The organism is Enterobacter cloacae complex sp. ECL414, from assembly GCF_021869685.1.
In the GTDB taxonomy this organism is placed as follows: Bacteria; Pseudomonadota; Gammaproteobacteria; order Enterobacterales; family Enterobacteriaceae; genus Enterobacter; species Enterobacter kobei.
Map to the genome: position 1 here is coordinate 482,599 of NZ_CP091481.1, position 19,123 is coordinate 501,721.

The 19,123-nt window shown below is 57.0% G+C and carries 12 protein-coding genes and 1 pseudogene; 3 read left to right on the plus strand and 10 right to left on the minus strand.

Annotated elements, in window-relative coordinates; all coding sequences use genetic code 11:
* Nucleotides 1-324: 324 nt before the first annotated feature.
* The 3 genes from L3068_RS02280 to L3068_RS02290 are packed head-to-tail and all read right to left on the minus strand — an operon-like array spanning nt 325 to nt 4,910.
* Complete coding sequence (locus L3068_RS02280; protein WP_014882294.1) at nt 325-897, minus strand: PTS sugar transporter subunit IIA; 573 nt, start codon at nt 895-897, stop codon at nt 325-327.
* Between the two features lies 1 nt (nt 898).
* Nucleotides 899-3,496, minus strand: a complete 2,598-nt coding sequence (locus L3068_RS02285; protein ID WP_117581626.1) for a glycoside hydrolase family 38 N-terminal domain-containing protein — start codon at nt 3,494-3,496, stop codon at nt 899-901.
* 10 nt (nt 3,497-3,506) lie between these two features.
* Nucleotides 3,507-4,910, minus strand: a complete 1,404-nt coding sequence (locus L3068_RS02290; RefSeq protein ID WP_071922660.1) for a PTS fructose transporter subunit IIC — start codon at nt 4,908-4,910, stop codon at nt 3,507-3,509.
* Nucleotides 4,911-5,089: 179 nt separating this feature from the next.
* On the opposite strand from L3068_RS02290, the pseudogene L3068_RS02295 reads away from it, so the two are divergent.
* Nucleotides 5,090-5,748, plus strand: a pseudogene (locus L3068_RS02295) (MurR/RpiR family transcriptional regulator).
* 8 nt (nt 5,749-5,756) lie between these two features.
* On the opposite strand, the gene L3068_RS02300 reads toward L3068_RS02295, so the two are convergent.
* The 4 genes from L3068_RS02300 to treR form a co-directional block, all read right to left on the minus strand.
* Nucleotides 5,757-6,503, minus strand: coding sequence for an oligogalacturonate-specific porin KdgM family protein (locus L3068_RS02300; RefSeq protein ID WP_023331894.1), 747 nt, complete (start codon nt 6,501-6,503; stop codon nt 5,757-5,759).
* Nucleotides 6,504-6,639: 136 nt separating this feature from the next.
* Nucleotides 6,640-8,295, minus strand: coding sequence for an alpha,alpha-phosphotrehalase (treC, locus tag L3068_RS02305; RefSeq protein WP_117581628.1), 1,656 nt, complete (start codon nt 8,293-8,295; stop codon nt 6,640-6,642).
* Nucleotides 8,296-8,346: 51 nt separating this feature from the next.
* Nucleotides 8,347-9,765, minus strand: coding sequence for a PTS trehalose transporter subunit IIBC (gene treB / locus L3068_RS02310; RefSeq protein ID WP_014882300.1), 1,419 nt, complete (start codon nt 9,763-9,765; stop codon nt 8,347-8,349).
* A gap of 127 nt (nt 9,766-9,892) precedes the next feature.
* Nucleotides 9,893-10,840 (minus strand): trehalose operon repressor TreR, encoded by a 948-nt coding sequence (gene treR, locus L3068_RS02315; RefSeq protein ID WP_117581630.1) that lies wholly within the window; start codon nt 10,838-10,840, stop codon nt 9,893-9,895.
* 389 nt (nt 10,841-11,229) lie between these two features.
* Between treR and mgtA the strand changes: the two genes are divergently transcribed.
* Nucleotides 11,230-13,938, plus strand: coding sequence for a magnesium-translocating P-type ATPase (gene mgtA / locus L3068_RS02320; RefSeq protein ID WP_047625552.1), 2,709 nt, complete (start codon nt 11,230-11,232; stop codon nt 13,936-13,938).
* A gap of 198 nt (nt 13,939-14,136) precedes the next feature.
* Nucleotides 14,137-16,521, plus strand: a complete 2,385-nt coding sequence (locus L3068_RS02325; RefSeq protein WP_117581632.1) for a beta-N-acetylhexosaminidase — start codon at nt 14,137-14,139, stop codon at nt 16,519-16,521.
* An 85-nt stretch (nt 16,522-16,606) separates the two neighbouring features.
* Here the strand turns inward: L3068_RS02325 and gbpA are convergent, their stop codons facing one another.
* The 3 genes from gbpA to pyrI form a co-directional block, all read right to left on the minus strand.
* Nucleotides 16,607-18,058: an N-acetylglucosamine-binding protein GbpA gene (gbpA, locus tag L3068_RS02330; protein WP_117581634.1), complete on the minus strand. Its 1,452-nt coding sequence runs from the start codon at nt 18,056-18,058 to the stop codon at nt 16,607-16,609.
* 133 nt (nt 18,059-18,191) lie between these two features.
* Entirely contained in the window at nt 18,192-18,578 is a 387-nt protein-coding gene (gene ridA / locus L3068_RS02335; protein WP_014882305.1) for a 2-iminobutanoate/2-iminopropanoate deaminase, read from the minus strand.
* Nucleotides 18,579-18,652: 74 nt separating this feature from the next.
* Nucleotides 18,653-19,114, minus strand: a complete 462-nt coding sequence (pyrI, locus tag L3068_RS02340; protein ID WP_014882306.1) for an aspartate carbamoyltransferase regulatory subunit — start codon at nt 19,112-19,114, stop codon at nt 18,653-18,655.
* Nucleotides 19,115-19,123: the final 9 nt, after the last annotated feature.

Here is a 19,123-nt window from a genome sequence, read left to right on the forward strand (position 1 = left end):
TATTCACCGGGCGCATTCCCCGCCAGGCCAAAGACTTCCCGCGTTCCCGGCTCGTGTTATCCACAATTCCGGCCAGCGTAAGCGCCGTCTTGTTGTTGGAATAGTAGACGATTAATACAACATGTTGGGTCGGCGAGCATTTTAAGTGCTACATATAGTGATTTGCATCAAACTTGTTTGCGATTTATTTGATGCAGAACAAAGTAAAAAGACGAGAGTACAAACGGCGGGCGCTTCAGCGATTGTAAAGACCAGAAGGAAAAATCTGATTAATTATTCAACAAAAACAAGCGCTCAGCACGGTCTGTACTGAGCGCTACGTGATTAATGGATGCCGCGCACCCAGCTTAAACCTGCCTGTAAAAAGGCGGCGATAGCGACAGTGCCCAGCACCAGTGGGATGAGAAGGGAACGCGCGGGCACCGCATCCTCAATGTGCGGTTCTTCCGTACTCAGGGCAGACAGCGCCTCTTCCCGGGTGCGTGCCGCCAGAAGCTGCTCACGCACACGGTCTTCCGTCAACAGGCTGGTTAGCGTCGTGAGCAGCTGCATATGCGTGCTGCCTGCTTCTGCAGGGGGAATGGCGAGCAGGAAGACCATTCTGACCTCTTCATCCCCCTCCAGCCCCGGCCAGCGTATCGGGTCGTCAAAGAGCGCCAGACAAAACGCCGCCTGATGCACCGTCTCGGTTTTACCGTGTGGAACGGCAAGTGCTTCGCCCAGAGCCGTGGGACCTTCACTTTCACGCTGTAAAACGCTCTGGATAAATGTCTCTTGATCGCCGATGACGTTTCGCCTGACGAGCGGTTCGGCGAGCCAGCGGATCAGCGCTTCAGGGGTACGGTGCGGCGGGTTGATAAAAACCAAATCGGGGTGCGTCAATGCAAGCAAGTTCATATTAAGCCTCTAACAAAAAATCGCAGGTCGCGGAAGGGGGGATCGCCGTGACCGGCTGCACGGGCTCTTCCAGATAGTTGATCTGAGGAAGCCCCACGAAATCTGCTGGAACGGGAACCGGCTGCATGCCAGCGTTAAACACGCGGATGACCGTGCCATGCGACTGTTGGGCATGGGGCAGGGCAGACAGAATAAGCGGCTCCGGTAGGGTCAACAGCGAGAAGTGTGCCGGAAGCTGGCGTTCGGGCAGGCGCAACGAAAAGCGCTCAAGGCGATGATCGAGCGTGTGCAGCGTTTGCCGTTGATAGGTAAACGGCTGCCCGGTCGCGAGATTTTCCAGCTGGCGTAGCGTCAGATGATCGGCACTGTCGGCCAGCGCGACGCTGAATGAAAAGTGCAACGGCTTCAGCAACTGGGCATCGGGGGTCTCAACCACCGTATTATTAATCCCGGATGCCCGACCCGGTCGCCAGTCAAGGTCGTTTCGTCCGAGCACACCCGTTGACTTAAACAGCGTCAGGGCAATCACTGCCGGTTCGTCCCCGAGGATCTGAAACTCCTTCATGCCGCGGCTATTCACCACCAGCGCTTTGCCTTCTTCTGCGACAGCGATAATGCCCTCGCTGGTTTCGATATCCACGGGCAGCTCGCGATAGCGTTCCTGCCAGTTTTCATCGTCATACCCCGTTTCGCGTTGGATGATCGCAAAGGGCTGTGAGGCGATAGCGTGATGCGTGTGAATATCGCTGTTGATCAGCAAGCGCAGCCGGTGATCGCAGTGGCTGTTTTCCAGCGCACCGTCGACATACAGGTTCGGATCGTCATGGCGCAATTCACACGCCAGACGCAGGCATAACGGTTTTCTGACTGCATCCTGATGTCCGGCGAGATCCGGCGGCAGAAGCAGCGTCGCCTCAATAATCAGCTTTTCGACAAGAGGCGTTTTCAGGCAATCAATGAGTGTGAAATGGGAACAGCGCGTTGGCGTATCGCCTGCAAGCGGGGAGAAATCGTAGCTGTCGCCCGCATCCGCGCAGTCTTCGAGGGTAAAGAACGCGGGGATGCATCTGCCCGTGTGTTTGTCCTTAAGGGTAAGCGTTCCGGCGTCCAGCATCAGCCGATAATGCGCATTTTCTATTTCGCGGCCCTTTTCCTGTTCAGGCTGCCGTAACGGCGCAGGGTTATTCTCAACGTTCACGGTGAGATAGCCAACCGACGGCAAAACCGGCGTCTGCACAGCAATGTGCCAGCGGAAATAGGGAGGAAGGGGCGTTTCACACTCGCCTTCGGCAGTGAGGGAGATCGCCGTTCCGCCGGGTAAAATGTCTCTTTTCAGGACGTCGAAGCGCACGGGCTGCCCCTGATACGTCAGCGCGATATGTTCAGCCCGGCTATACAGCGTGGTTTTAACCACGCGCCGCATTGGGGTGGTCAGCGGATTGAAGATCAGCAGGTCCCCTTCCTGAGCACAGGCGGCGGCCAGCGTTTTTACCACCAGATTCCACAGGCTGTGACACAGCTGCTCGGTTTGTTCCAGCCGATGCAGAATGTCGCGATTGGTCGCATCGCTATTACAGCCGCCGATAGAGTCGTGGGCGTGGCTTCGCAAAAGCGTCTTCCAGAGGGTATCGACCACAGAGAGATTGACCGGTAGCCCCTGATGCCGCGCCATGGCAATCGTCGGCTCCAGCTGTCGCAGGATAAACTGCTCAATCTCATCATTTTTCTTTTTAATGTCGTAACGCACGGAGCCGATCGTTTTATGGATGCGGGTGTAGCGTGGCGATTTCAGCTCGCCTTCCCAGCATTCAAACTGCTCACGCTGCGCGCGCAGGATGTCGACGTAACGCTCCAGCGAACTGATGGTGTACCAGTCCTGGTTGGGAGAGTGTTTGCTGGCGTCCTGCAGGATAGTCGGCAGCGCCGGGTCGATGCTGACCTGATCGCCGCCGCAGGGCAGGAGCAGGTCATCGATACCGGCCCGTGAACGCAGCAAATCGACCATCGGGTAGATTTTCCCCTGCAGATGGCTGGCTTGCGAAGTGATATTTTTAGCCGCGCCATACCCGAGCGCCATCGCGCAGGCGATGACGCTCGCCCCTGACGGCGCGCGCCAGATAAACTGGCTGCGTTTGGCCTGCCGGTCGTGATCGATACCGCGCCAGAAGACGATGTTATCGATATTGCAGCCCTGCAAAATCGTCGGCATCTGCGCATTGTGGCCGAAGGTATCCGGCAGATAACCGACCTGCATCGCATGTCCCAGCGTTCGGGCGGCGAAGATGCCGTACTTCAGGTTGCGGATAATGGATTCGCCATGCACGTTGTAGGTGTCCGTCTGGGTATACCACGGCCCGACGAAAATCCTTTTTTCTCTGACCAGCTTTTCCAGCCTGGCGCGATAATCGGGATTGATCGCAAGAAAGTCCTCCACGACCGCCATCTGCCCGTCAAGGTGATAGCAGGCATAAGCCGGGTCCCGCTCCAGCGTGTTGATAACATCCGCAAAGTTATATGACGCCAGCACCATGCTGTCCTGACGGGTGAAATACCACTCCTGATCCCAGTGCGTGTGGGCAATAACGTGGATCTGACTCATGATGTTTCCCTCACCTGACGTTCTTTGGGCTGACATAAAGCACGCCCAGGGCGCAAATCAGTGCGCCAATAAAGACGCTCGCCAGATAGCCCGCCACATTGGTCGCCAGCGGCCAGCCCCAGATGGCGGGCAGAGGCAGCGTCTGCTTCACGCCGAGTGCAATCGCCACCAGCGCACCGGCGACGGCACCGGTCATGAACACCGGGATCAGGCGTGGGTTTTTCAGGATGAACGGGATAGCGCCTTCTGAGATCCCGATTACGCCCAGCAATAACGAGGTGCTGCCAACGGTTTTCTCCTCCCGGCTGAAGACGTCCGGCAGACCAAAACGGCCGTTGAGGAATGCGGCAAAACCGACGCCAATGGAGGGGATCACGATAGAGAGTTCGCGGGCGGTTAAATCAAACGTCTCGCTCATGCCATTCAGGCCGAGCGCGACCGAGCCTGCCGCCTTATTGACCGGACCACCAAGGTCGAAAGCGGTGCCCGCGGCGATCATTGCGGAATAGAACCCGCGTCCGGTGTCACCTGCCGAGGTAAAAAAGACCACCATCAGCTGATTAAGCGAGCCAAAAATCGGGTTAATCAGATATTCCATGACCATCACCAGCGTAATGCCGGTGATCAGCGGGACGATTAGCATGGTTTTAATGGTGGTGAGCTGCTGGCGGACATGAATCGAATCGTTGAGCCAGCGCACCAGATAGCCCACAAAGAAGCCAATCCCAATCGCGCCAAAAAAGCCGGAGGGCATAAAGCCCTCGATATCAAAGAAGCGTTTGTAGACTTCGTCTGACATGATGCCGCCGATAAGCCCGGGGATCAGCGCCGGTTTTCCGGCAATGGCAAACGCCAGATACATGGCGAAGACCGGATACATGAACTTGATGGTCATAAAGCCCACTTTATCCAGCACGCTGAACGGCGAATGTTCAATGTTAATAAACTGGCCGGTAATTTTGGCCGTTGCCATCATCAGCCCACCCATGACCACGACCGGTAACATATAGCTGATGGCCGCCATGATATGGCCAATAAATATCTGGTAAGCCGAACGCCGGAGATCGGCCTCGTCTTCATCTGCTACCGCGGTCGCATTTTTTTCCATTGCCAGCGCCTGACGCAGATAGCGGTCGGTGTGCTTGATCAGCTCTTGTGTTCGTGTCTGAAGGTGAGGTATGTCATCAAAACGTTCGGCATCCTGAATGGGGACGTCGGTTGCCAGAATAATGGCGGTGGCAGAAGCAATATCCTGTTTTGTTAAGCGATTTTTAACACCGTCGCTACCCTGCGTTTCGACCTTTACCTCAATGTTATGCGCTTTAGCCCATGCGATAATTTTATTCGCGGCCATAAACGTGTGTGCAATGCCTGTCGGGCAGGCCGTTACCGCGACAACTTTTTGTTTCGTCATTGTCATAATTCCCTGGATGTGAAAACAGGGAAAGTATAAAGAGAAGCCAAAACAGTTTTTAATGTTTGCTAATACTTATTACGTATCGTCATACGCGGGCTTGCAATATGTGAAGCGCCTTCCAGAGGATATTTTTCGGCTGTGGTAAAATCATGCCAGGATTAAACAGGGTGTAATATATGAATTCATTTCAGGGAAGTGAGCGTTTGATATTTGAATACATTCAGCATCACGCTACTCATATTTCTGGTATATCGGCAAAAGAGATTGCCCGTGATACTTTACCACGACAACCTCCGTTAATCGCGTGTGTAAGAAAATGGGGTATAAAAGTTATACCGAGCTTCGGTATCGTTTTTTACGCGATCATTTTACCCCTGCGCCTGTAAACCCTGACGTGGGGCCGCAGGCGGAGGAAATCGTGGTGGAGATGTCCAGGTTGCTGACCCAATCCAGCCATATTTTTCTCTATGCACGGGGCGCATCACTCACCAGCCTCAACTACCTGTCGCGTTTTTTATCTCTGGCGAGCCTGCCGCACCTTATTCTCAACGATATGCATCAGCTGACGCGGGTATCGAAGGGAACGCTGGTGTTGATCAGTAAATCCGGAGAGACGCAGTCGTTAATTGAAATGGCGCGTAACGCGCTGCGCAAAGGATTAAAGATTATTGCGATCACGCGCGAGGGGTCTACTCTGGCCGCACTCTCTTCTTTATGCTGGCCGTTGTTGATTGATATCAACGCGGTATCGTTATATCAGCGGGAAGGGCAGCTGGAACTGTTAAGTGCGGTAGACCGTATCGGCTGCAGGCTGCTGCAGCACGATACGGTGTAGTCAGGTCATCAGAGCTGCTTCACTATCCCCAGACGGACGGCATAATCATTTTCATGGTTGCCGTCATCGTTGATATAGGTTTTATCCAGTGAAACCAGTTCGACGTAAGGCGTCCAGCCATCGTCGAGCTTGTAGTTGAAGGCGACGGTATGTTCCCAGTAGGTATCATCCCCGGTTCCCTGATCGACACCATCCTGCCAGCGGAAGCGTGGGTTGTAGGACATCCCGAATTTGCCAATGTTATACGCGAACCAAATGTCGAACTGGTGTGACTGGCGGCGGGTATACCCGCTGCCGTCGAGTTCTTTGTCGCTGTGCGCGTCATTGACGGTGTTATAGCGATAACGGGCGGCGAGATTCAGACCGTTATCGAACGCTTTCCAGCCCTGAATGAAGGGGCGGTAATGGGTATTGCTGGCGGTGAAAACCGTCACCATGCCCGGCGCTACGGCAAAGCCGTTTCCAAGATCGAAGCGCCAGCGCGTTTCAATCTCTTGTGCCGCCTCCGTTAAGCCTTTTTCGTCTGGGTTATATCGGTCGGTATCGCCAAAAAAGGTATCATTGTGGTTTTGTGCGGCTTCAACGGAGAAGTAAAAACCATTCTCCGCCTGATGCATGACCTTAATACGGGAATCATTGACGTCTGAGTTTGTGTTGTGACCAAAACGAAGGTCGACGGATGTATTTCCGCACCATCCCTGTGTGCTTAATAATAGTGCGCTAATACACGTTGCTTTAATAATTCTCTTTTTCATAATGTCCTGCCGAGGTTATTTGATTGGCAGGGCTATTTTTATTTTCGGCACGCCACGATGTAAAAGTTATCGTCGTACATTTAGCGTATCGCTAAACATAAAAAAAAGAGATACAGCATGCTGTATCTCCTGATAGTTATTCCTGCACCCACCAGATAGCTTCAAACGGGCGCAAGAGCAGCGTGTCGGGACGGGTGGGGACATCATCATAGTTGCTGAGTGCGACCCGCCATGCGCCCTGTACCGGCTCCGGTTGCCACTGCTGACGCTCGCGGCTCAGGTTCGCCACCACCTTCAGCGTCTGCCCCTGCCACTGACGGCGATAACACCACAGGGAAGGATGGTCCGGGAGCAGATCCTCGTAGTCGCCCCACGTGAGCAGCGGCAGCGTTTTGCGCAGGCGAATCAGCGACTGGTAGGTGTAAAACACCGAGTCCTGGTCGTCCAGTGCCGCGCGGGCGTTCACGGTTTCGTAGTTATCGCAGACGCCAATCCACGGCTCGCCCTCGCTAAAGCCGGCATTGTGCGAGGCGTCCCACTGCATCGGCGTGCGGCCGTTATCGCGGGATTTGCTTGCCAGAATCGCCAGCAGTTCGTCAGGAGCGCGACCGTTTGCCCGCATTTCGGCGAACATATTCAGGCTTTCCACGTCGCGATAATCGGTGATGCGGCTGAAGTGCGGATTGGTCATCCCCAGCTCCTCGCCCTGATAAATGTACGGCGTGCCCTGCATACCGTGCAGCACCATGCCCAGCATTTTCGCTGCGGCCACGCGATGTTCCCCTTCGTCGCCAAAGCGTGAAACGATGCGCGGCTGATCGTGGTTACACCAGAACAGCGCGTTCCAGGCTTTGTTGTGCATCCCCTGCTGCCAGTGGCGGAAGAGGGTTTTCAGCGCGACAAAGTCCGGTTTCGCCTTCGTCCATTTTTCACCGCCCGGGTAATCCACCTTCAGGTGATGGAAGTTAAAGGTCATCGACAGCTCGCGCCCGTCGAGCGAGGCATACTGCTGGCAATTCTCCAGCGAGGTCGAGGACATTTCGCCCACCGTCATCAGGTTTCGCGGGGTAAAGACGTCGCGGCTCATCTCCTGCAGATATTCGTGGATGCGCGGCCCGTCCGTGTAGAAGCGGCGACCGTCGCCCGTTTCGTCATTCGGGAAATCCTGATCTTTTGAAATCAGGTTAATGACGTCCAGACGTAAGCCGTCCACGCCGCGATCGGCCCAGAACTCGCATACCTTTTTCAGCTCGGCGCGCACCTCCGGGTTTTCCCAGTTGAGATCCGCCTGCTCCGGCGCGAAGAGGTGCAGGTAATACTGCTCGCTCTCGGCGTGCCAGCGCCAGGCGTTGCCGCCAAACTTGGAGCGCCAGTTGTTAGGCAGTTGCTCCGGCGTACCGTCGCGCCAGATGTAGAACTGGCGGTACGGGCTTTCCTTATTCAGTGATTCCCGGAACCAGGCGTGCTGGGTTGACGTGTGGTTGAACACCATGTCCAGCACGATGCGAATACCGCGTTGATGCGCCCCGGCGACCAGTTCGTCAAAATCATCCAGCGTACCGTACGCCGGGTCGATGGCGATGTAATTCGCCACGTCATAGCCGTTATCCACCTGCGGCGAGATATAAAACGGCGTCAGCCAGATGGCGTCAATGCCGAGGGTTTTCAGGTAGTCCAGCCGCGCGGTCACGCCGCGTAAATCGCCGGTGCCACTGCCGGTCGTGTCCTGAAAACTCTTTGGATAGATCTGATAGATGACGCCGTTCTGCCACCAGTGAGGAAGGGTATTCATAATGCGTTCCTGCAAATGCGAAGGGGCGCAACTGCGCCCCGAAAGATGAAGTTAAACAATCTGCAGCGCGCCCTGACGGAACTTACGCTGATAAACCACGGTGGTGAGCGCCATTGGGACGATAATCGCAATCGCCATTGCCAGGGCAAACACCTGCCAGTAAGCGGGCTGGATGGAGAGAATGCCCGGCAGACCGCCCACGCCAATCCCGTTCGCCATCACGCCGTTCAGACCACACACCAGGCCTGCCAGACCGGAACCGATCATCGCGCAGAGCATCGGGAAGCGGTATTTCAGGTTGATACCGTACATCGCCGGTTCGGTGACGCCGAGGTAGGCAGAGATCGCGGCCGGAACGGAGATCTCGCGCTCGTTGTGCTTACGGCTGACGATGATGATGCCGGTCACCGCAGACGCCTGCGCAATGTTAGACAGGGCGATAATCGGCCAGACCGGCGTGCCGCCGAGGCTCTGGATCATCTGCATATCAATGGCCAGCGTGGTCTGGTGTACACCGGTAATCACCAGCGGGGCGTACAGGAAGCCAAACAGCGCGGCGCCAATCGGTGCGAAGCTGCCGGTCATCAGGTGGCGCACCGCGAAGGCCACGCCGTCGCCGATCATGCGGCCAAACGGACCGATAAACGCATGTGCCAGGAAGACGGCCAGAATCAGCGAGCAGACCGGAACGACCACCAGATAGAGATAATCCGGCACGATGCGCTTCAGGCGTGTCTCAATAAAGCCCAGCATCAGCCCCGCCAGCAGGGCCGGGATGACCTGCGCCTGATAGCCCACTTTGGCGATGGTGAACAGACCGAAGTTCCACACTTCAGGCACCTGCTGACCAAGTAAGTAAGCGTTCATTAACTGCGGAGAGACCAGCGTGACGCCCAGCACGATACCGAGAATCGGCGTACCGCCCATTTTGCGCACCGCGGACCAGCAAATCCCGACCGGCAGGTAGAAGAAGATCGCTTCACCAATCAGCCACAGGAAGTCGTAAACGGTTTTCAGCGCCGGATACATCTGCGCCAGCGTTTTGCCGTCGCTCATCGGCACATCACCGATGACGTTACGGAAACCGAGAATTAAGCCCCCGCTGATCAGCGCCGGCAGCAGCGGGAAGAAGATCTCCGCGAAGTGGGAAATCAGCTGCTCGTGCCACTTCATATTCTGGCGTGCAGCCTTCTTGGCCTGCTCTTTATCCGCCGAGCTGTGCCCGGTGGTTGCCAGCAGAGCCTGATAGTAATCGCCCACTTCGGTACCAATGACCACCTGGAACTGCCCGGCGTTGGTGAAGCAGCCTTTAACCATTTTGAGTTCTTCAATCGCCTTCGGGTTCGCTTTTGCCGGATCGTTCAGCACGAAGCGCAGGCGGGTAATGCAATGGCTAACGGTTGCGATGTTTTCGCGGCCGCCGACCAGGACGATCAGCTGATCAATATCTGCTTGTTTGACTTTACTCATCATGAAACCTCATGACAGATGGTGAGGGGTGTAATGACCTGAGCGCAAGCCTACTCTTTCAGCGTGACGGCGAAAATGGGAACGTTCCCGAAATCGGGCGAAGATCACAATAAACGCTTCAGAGGGGCTATGAAAGATGAGCGGGAATAACGATCTGCCGCGGCTCGCTCCGCCCGTTGATCTGCTCGATCAGCTGCGCGGCGGCCTGTCTGCCGGACTCGGCATAACCCGGATCGACGGTGATGATCTCCGGGTGCAGAAACTTCATCAGCGGCGTGCTGCCGACGCTCGCCACCTGCAGGCTGTCGATGCGCTGCTCCTGAAGGTATTTGCTGGCTCCCAGCGCCAGCGTATCCGTGGCGCACACCAGCGCGGTTGTCTGCGGGGTCAGGACACTGACGACCTGCTCGTAGCCTTGCTTCATGCCCAGACCCGGCAGGGAGGCGACGGCCGGGAGGTTGTGCTTTTTGCAAAACGCCAGATAGGCCTCATGGCGACGCTTGCCGGTGGTGACGTCGGTGTGGGGTACGCCGAGGAAGCTGATATGGCGATGGCCTTTATCGTACAGACGCTGCATCAGGGTGATAATCGCCCCCTCGTCGTCATAACAGACAGAGGCAAAACCGTGGGCGTCGCGCGCCATCATGACCAGTGAGGGCTGCCAGGGTTTTAGCATCTCGTCTTTAATGCCGGTAAAGCCGAACAGCACCACGCCGTCAATGTTGCGTCGCTGGAGCATGCCCAGATGCTCTTCAACCAGCTGCGGCGAGAACTGGCTCTCCATCATGATGGGGTCATATCCCTGCTCGTAAAAGGCGGGCAACATGGTCTGCACGGCAAGGTTCTCCGAGAGCGAATCCAGACGAGAGACAATAATCGCGACCACTTTGTCACTCTGCCCGCGCATAGCGCGCGCGGAGCGGGAAGGGGAAAAGCCGTGCTGATTCATCACCGCCTCGACGCGCTCGCGGGTGCGTTCGCTGACACCGCTTTCGTTATTCAGCACCCGTGAGACGGTCGATTTCCCCACGCCGCTTAAACGCGCGATGTCTTTAATGGTAAGGCGGTTCTGCATGCTGTTTTCCCTGTAACAACGACAAAATGATCAATTGAGCCTAATGCTATAGCGCGATTTCGCTATGGGCAAAGTCTGGTTTACGTTCGGTTTATTTGCAGGGGGGTATAATACCGCCCGAATCGTCACAAAGGGTACGCTTAAATCCTTATACTGCGCGGCGACACCCTGTTTTTACTTACCGGAGGCTCCATGGATCCCGATCCCACACCTCTCCTGAACGGGAGAACACGTTCTTTCCGGTAAGCCAGCTTTTGCTGTCTCACCGGTGATGTGAGGCAGCAACGTCCCAAACGTTCCTGCTTGAAAAATTGAGTGCCTGACAGGTACGGCTTTGCCACGCCTGAAGGGAATGCTGCGTCCGCCGTTGCGGATGCGGAGGAATGACTATGTTTAAAAATATCACCCGGCAGCTGCAGGCCCTGCTGAGCCGCCACCTGCCACATCGTCTTATTCAGCGCGACCCGCTGCCCAATGCAAAAAACATCGCGGGTGCAGCGATTCCCGCTTCCCTGACCGAACGCTGCCTGAACGTGGCGGCAATGGATGAGAACGAAGTCTGGCGCGCCTTTGGCGGCCACCCGGAAGGGCTGAACGCGACGGAAGTGGACAAAATCCGCGCCGTGCACGGCGATAACCAAATTCCGGCGCAAAAACCGTCTCCGTGGTGGGTGCACTTGTGGCTCTGCTACCGCAACCCCTTCAACCTGCTGCTGACCGTGCTCGGCATCATCTCCTACGCGACGGAAGATCTCTTTGCCGCAGGGGTGATTGCCCTGATGGTGGGGATTTCCACGCTGCTGAACTTTATTCAGGAAGCCCGCTCCACCAAAGCGGCGGACGCCCTGAAAGCGATGGTCAGCAACACCGCGACCGTCTCGCGCGTGATTAACGACCTCGGCGAAAACGCCTGGGTGGAGCTGCCCATTGACCAGCTGGTGCCGGGTGACCTGGTGAAGCTGGCCGCGGGGGACATGATCCCGGCGGATTTACGCATCATTCAGGCGCGGGATCTGTTTGTCGCCCAGGCCTCCCTGACCGGGGAATCCCTGCCCGTTGAAAAGGTGGCGCGCAGCCGTGATCCGCAGCAGATGAACCCGCTTGAGTGCGACACCCTGTGCTTTATGGGAACCACGGTCGTCAGCGGTACGGCGCAGGCGATTGTCACCGCGACCGGGGGCAACACCTGGTTTGGTCAGCTTGCCGGACGCGTCAGCGAGCAGGAGAGCGAGCCGAATGCCTTCCAGAAAGGGATTGGCCGCGTCAGCATGCTGCTGATCCGCTTTATGATGGTGATGACGCCGATTGTGCTGTTGATCAACGGCTACACCAAGGGCGACTGGTGGGAGGCGGCGCTGTTTGCCCTCTCCGTGGCCGTTGGCTTAACGCCGGAAATGCTGCCGATGATTGTCACCTCCACGCTGGCGCGTGGGGCGGTGAAGCTCTCGAAACAGAAAGTGATCGTCAAGCACCTCGACGCTATCCAGAACTTTGGCGCGATGGACATTCTCTGCACCGACAAAACCGGCACCCTGACGCAGGATAAAATCGTGCTGGAGAACCACACCGATATCGCCGGTAAAACCAGCGAACGCGTGCTGCACAGCGCGTGGCTGAACAGCCATTACCAGACCGGGCTGAAGAACCTGCTAGACGTGGCGGTGCTGGAAGGGGTCGATGAGGAAGCCGCCCGCACGCTCTCCGGTCGCTGGCAGAAGGTGGATGAGATCCCGTTTGATTTCGAGCGCCGCCGCATGTCGGTGGTGGTGAGCGAGCAGCCGGACGTGCACCAGCTGATCTGCAAAGGCGCGCTGCAGGAGATCCTGAATGTGTCGACGCAGGTGCGCCATAACGGTGAGATCGTGCCGCTGGACGACACCATGCTGCGCCGCATCAAGCGCGTTACCGACAACCTGAACCGTCAGGGGCTGCGCGTGGTGGCGGTGGCGAGCAAGTTTCTGCCCGCGCGCGAGGGGGACTATCAGCGTATCGACGAATCCGATTTGATCCTCGAGGGTTACATCGCATTCCTCGATCCGCCGAAAGAGACCACCGCGCCTGCGCTCAAAGCGCTGAAGGCGAGCGGTATCACCGTTAAAATCCTCACCGGCGACAGCGAGCTGGTGGCCGCGAAAGTGTGTCACGAAGTAGGGCTGGATGCGGGCGATGTGGTCGTGGGCAGCGACATTGAGCACCTGTCCGACGACGAGCTGGCGAAACTGGCGCAGCACACCACGCTGTTTGCCCGCCTGACACCGATGCACAAAGAGCGCATTGTTACCCTGCTGCGTCGTGAAGGGCACGTTGTGGGCTTTATGGGCGACGGCATCAACGATGCGCCCGCCCTGCGTGCCGCGGATATTGGCATCTCCGTGGACGGCGCGGTGGATATCGCCCGCGAAGCGGCGGATATTATCCTGCTGGAAAAAAGCCTGATGGTGCTGGAGGAGGGCGTTATCGAAGGGCGTCGCACCTTCGCCAACATGCTCAAGTACATCAAAATGACCGCCAGCTCCAACTTCGGTAACGTGTTCAGCGTCCTGGTGGCCAGCGCGTTTCTGCCGTTCCTGCCGATGCTGCCGCTGCACCTGCTGATCCAGAACCTGATGTACGACGTGTCCCAGGTAGCGATCCCGTTTGATAACGTCGACGACGAGCAGATCCAGAAGCCACAGCGCTGGAACCCGTCCGATCTGGGGCGCTTTATGCTGTTCTTTGGGCCGATCAGCTCCATCTTCGACATCCTGACCTTCTGCCTGATGTGGTTTGTGTTCCATGCCAACACGCCGGAACATCAGACGTTGTTCCAGTCCGGCTGGTTCGTGGTGGGTCTGCTGTCGCAAACGCTGATTGTGCATATGATCCGCACGCGCCGCATTCCGTTCATCCAGAGCCGTGCCGCATGGCCGCTGATTGTGATGACGGGCATTGTGATGGCGCTCGGCATCGCGCTGCCGTTCTCGCCGCTGGCAAGTTACCTGCAGCTTCAGGCGCTGCCGCTGAGCTACTTCCCGTGGCTGGTGGCGATCCTCGCGGGCTACATGGTGCTGACGCAGATGGTGAAAGGGTTTTATGCGCGTCGGTATGGATGGCAGTGATTTTTTGCCGGGTGGCGGCTTCGCCTTACCCGGCCTACTCCCGTCACGTAGGCCCGGTAAGCGCAGCGCCACCGGGCAATAGCTTTCTTCCCAAATTCAACAACCTGTGATCGCCGTCGGCGCATTCGCTTGACGACAATTTGTACGCATGTTAACAGAATGTTTTGCCTTTTTTGGCCCGTCAGATAAGGAACATTCATGTTACGGTACAGTCTCTTAACCGCCGGGCTGCTGCTCGGCGCCTCTGCCTTTGCCGCCCCGGCAGGGGATCTCCCGTTAATGCCCTGGCCTGCGAAGGTGGAACGCCCGACCACGCAGGGCGCACTGGTGCTCACCAGCCAACTTTCCGTGACCGTCAGCGGCGACGATCTTGGCGACGCGGTCAACCGCCTGCGTCAGCGTATCGCCCTGCAAACCGGCTGGACGCTACAGCCGCAGGCTGAGCTACCGGACAAACCGACCATTCGCATCGCCATCGCCAAAAAGGTGAAGCCGCAGCCGCTGCCGGACAGCGATGAAAGCTATAAGCTCACGGTGGATGCCAACGGCGTGAATATCTCCGCCAACACCCGCTTCGGCGCGCTGCGGGCGATGGAAACGCTGCTTCAGCTGGTGCAAAACGGCGCGGAAAACACGTCGCTGCCGTGGGTGACCATTGAAGACGCGCCGCGCTTCCCGTGGCGCGGGCTGCTGCTCGACTCGGCGCGCCATTTCATTCCCATCGTGGATATCAAACGCCAGATTGACGGCATGGCGGCCGCAAAGCTTAACGTCCTGCACTGGCACTTAACCGACGATCAGGGCTGGCGCTTCAGCTCGAAGCGTTACCCGAAGCTGACGCAGCTTGCCAGCGACGGGCTGTTCTATACCCCTGAGCAGATGCGCGAGATTGTTCGCTATGCCACCGAGCGCGGCATCCGCGTGGTGCCGGAGATCGACATGCCGGGCCACGCCTCGGCGATTGCTGTGGCCTACCCGGAGCTGATGAGCGCGCCGGGGCCCTACAAAATGGAGCGCAACTGGGGCGTGCTGAAGCCGGTGCTTGATCCGACCAAAGAGGCCACATACGCCTTTGCTGACGCGATGGTCAGCGAACTGGCGGCGATCTTCCCGGATCCGTATCTGCACATCGGCGGGGATGAGGTGGACGACAGCCAGTGGAAAGCGAACGCCGCGATCCAGACGTTCATGCGCGACCACACGCTGTCGGACAGCCACGCGCTGCAGGCCTATTTCAACCGCAAGCTGGAGACGATCCTCGAGAAACATCATCGGCAGATGGTCGGCTGGGATGAGATCTATCATCCTGACTTACCGAAAAGCATTCTGATCCAGTCCTGGCAGGGGCAGGACGCGCTGGGTAAGGTGGCGCAAACCGGCTACAAGGGTATTCTTTCGACCGGTTTCTACCTCGATCAACCCCAGTCCACCGCCTATCACTACCGCAATGAAATCGTTCCTCAGGGGCTGAATGGCGTGGACGTGATAGCAGACACCGACAGCGCCCAGAGCTGGGCCTTCTCCATGCCGCGTCTGAAAGGCAAGCCGGTCGAGGGGAGTTTTACCCTGGTGAAAGGGGACGCCGGCTGGCGCGGTTTTATTGATTTTGCCGGGAAATCCCGCCGTGCGGTGCAGGATATTGCGTGGCGCGACGACAATCAGGTGACGTTTACCGTTGACACCTGGATGGGCGAAACGCGCCCGGTCGTCTGGGTCGATAACGACAAGCTCACCGGTTACTTCCTGGTGGGCAATACCCGCTATCCGATTAGCGGTACCCGTCTGGACGAGGTGCCGAAAGGGATCCCACCGGTAGTGCCGGACGTGGCGAATCAGGCTAATTTGCTCGGCGGAGAAGCCGCGCTGTGGGCGGAAAACGTGGTCGCACCGGTGCTGGATATCCGCCTGTGGCCGCGGACGTTTGCGGTGGCGGAGCGGTTATGGTCCGCGCAGGACGTCAATGATGTCGACAACATGTATACCCGCCTGCAGGCGATGGACAGCTGGACGACGGTGTCGGTTGGCCTGCAGCAGCATACCCAGCAGCAGGTGCAATTCACGCGGCTCGCGAATAATGCCGACACGTTGCCGCTGCAAATCCTCGCGCAGGCGCTTGAACCGGCCCAGTATTACACCCGTCAGCACCTCAAGTTCCAGGCGGGAAACTATCACCAGTTTGAGCCGCTTAACCGCCTCGCGGATGCGCTGAATGCGGAAAGCATCACCGTGCGTCAGATGAACAAATGGGCGGACCGTCTGGTGAGCGATGCGGAAGACACGGAAAGCGCCGACGCGCTGCGCCACGTCTTTAATCGCTGGCAGAGCAACACCAGCGACGCGCTGGCGCTGAGCGAAAACAGCTATCAGCTGAAGGCGATTAAACCGGTGATCCTGGAGGTGGATAAGCTTGCCGCAATTGGCCTGAGGCTGACGGATCTGGTGGCGCGACAGGGCACGCTGGATGACAAAGAAATCGCCTCGATTCAACGCGAGCTGGATAACGCGGCGAAGGTGCAGGACGAAGTGGTGATTGCTACGGTGTATCCGCTGGAGACGCTGCTCAGGGCGACGCGAAACCAGTAACATAAGCGCCCGGTGGCGCTACGCTTACCGGGCCTACGTGACATGTAGGCCCGGCAAACGAAGTGCCGCCGGGCGTAAAGGCAACTCAGTTCTTCAACACCCACGCCTCTTTCCAGTCTGAACCCACGCCGGGCTCGAACTGGGTAGAGGTCGAACTGTACTGCTTGCAGTACCCACTGTACGGGAATGGCTTGCACTCGTAGGTCTTACCGTCTTTGGGCTGCAACACCACGGTGCCCGCCTTATAAGAGGCAAGGTTATCCGGGAAGATAAAATCAGATTTACCGGTATCGCCGGAGGTTGCTTCACCTTCGAGCATCATATCCAGCACGTCCTGCGCGAACAGGGTGCCGGCTTTATTGGTGGCGTAGTATTTCAGCATGTGGTGCCCTGGCGTGACGTTTGTCAGGTTCATGGTCACATCCTGGTTGCTGTTATTCATATCCTGCTTCAGATAACCTTTTTCCGCTCCGGGATGGTTCAATACGTGTGCTTCAAGGTTCACGTCACCCTGCGTATTGACGTGGAATGTCACCGTCGCGGCACCGTGAGTCACTTTGCTGTAATGCAGGTCAGTCACGGCAATGGATTCATTAACCACCGCTTTTTGCTCTTCATAAGAGATAGCCACTGACTTCAGCGTACTGTCTTCTTTTACGAAGACGCTGTTTGCGCCGTGAACCGGGCTAACGTCTCCGCTTTCATCCTTCACGCCGACGCGCACGTCGTGATGAGCGCTGTTAATTTTTTGCGCCAGATCGTAGGCCCACTGGTTGGCATCTCCCTGTTGAGCCGAGGCGATAGTCAGCTCGGTCGCCATGGAGGCGATTTCGCCGTTGGCATCGAAGAAGCGAGCAATCACTTTATCGCCCACGTTGAGGTTGTTACCTGCAACCTGGCCGCTCAGCGTTTTGCTCCAGACGGAGGCGGCGGCCGGGGTTTCATCCGGCGTGACGTTGCCGCCGTTACCGAAGTCCACGTCGATGGCCTGATAGAAACTGTTGGGCGTATCGGCAATTTCCCACACGCCGTAAATCACCTGATAACCGGTACGTTCCGGCACGTTACAGTTCATCGACTGGGTCATTGCGGGCGCCTGTCCGTTGCCGTTTACCGTACAAAACGGCGTTAAGTCGAACTGGTCGCGGGTCAGCGGCTTATTCGGGTTCCAGTTTTGTTTGGTGATGTAATAGCGCCAGTTGGTGGTTTTGTGCGGCGCGGTGTGGTGCCAGACAAACTGATGTACCCCGGCTGTCATCGGCGTTTTGGTCCAGGCATTCTGGCTTTGCTTATCAAGCTGCGAGTAGTTGGCAATCCCGGCGCTGGCGAGTTCGCCATCCGGCGGCAGGCTCCCTGACGGGAAACCGGAGGCACGTTCTACGCTCTGGGGTTCATATTCCACCAGACCGCAGTCAATGTTTTGTCCCTGTTTACACATATAAGCGCGGCTGGCAGGGGATTCGATATAGCCATGTGCCAGCGCAGAAGAGGCTACCGTAAGAGTGGCCATAGCCAACGCAATTCTGGAGATTTTCATTTTTGTCCGAAGCGGGAATGTATAAAGGTGTGCGAGTGTATTTATTCCCGGACCGCGTCGTCATCGTATTACGAAGGTAAAAATAGCCAAATAAAAAAGGCAGCCGAAGCTGCCCAGGTTTGCCTGAAATTGATTAGCGGCGCACGGCGATCGCTTCGATTTCAATTTTCACGTCTTTTGGCAGACGCGCCACTTCAACGCAGGAGCGCGCCGGGAAGGTCGCGTTGTGTTCGGTAAAGAATGCTTCGTAAGTGGCGTTAACGGTCGCGAAATCGTTCAGATCTTTCACGAACACGGTCGTTTTCACGATGTCGCCCACTTTCAGACCGGCAGATTCAACGATAGCCTGCACGTTTTCCAGCGACTGACGCGCCTGTGCCGCTACGTCGGCTGGCACTTCACCGGTTTTTGGGTTCACCGGGATCTGGCCCGAGGTGATGATCATGCTGCCCAGATCAACGCCCTGAACGTACGGGCCGATAGCCGCGGGTGCATTTTCCGTCGCGAGTACTTTGGTCATGATTTCTCCAGAATAACAGCTGATTAAATGTTCCCGGCCATTATAGGGAGGCCGGGATCCTTTACCAACCTCAATTAGTTGGCCAGCACCACATAATGAGAAAACTCTTTTTCGCAGTATTTGCATTTGAGTGCGATGTCATCAGCGCGTTTTTTCACTGCAAAACTGGATGAAACCGGCTCAGCATGACTGATGCAGTTGCTGTTCGGACAGACCAGCACGCTCTCAATACGATCCGGCAGGCCAGGATGGGATTTGCCGACCACTTCATACTCGTCGATGCGGTTGACGGTGGCATCCGGTGCGTACAGCGACAGCTGGTTGACCTGCTCGTCGGTCAGGAAGGTATTCTCGATTTTGATCAAGTCCTTGCGACCCATCTCGCCCGACGGCAGGTTCAGGCCAATGGTGATGCGCTGATCGGTCTCGGTCAGTTTGAACAGCGTCAGCAGCTTAAAGCCCACCTGCGCAGGGATGTGGTCAATCACGGTGCCACGTTTGATGGCTTCAACCTGGAGTTTGTTATCGTGTGTCATGGTCGTTTC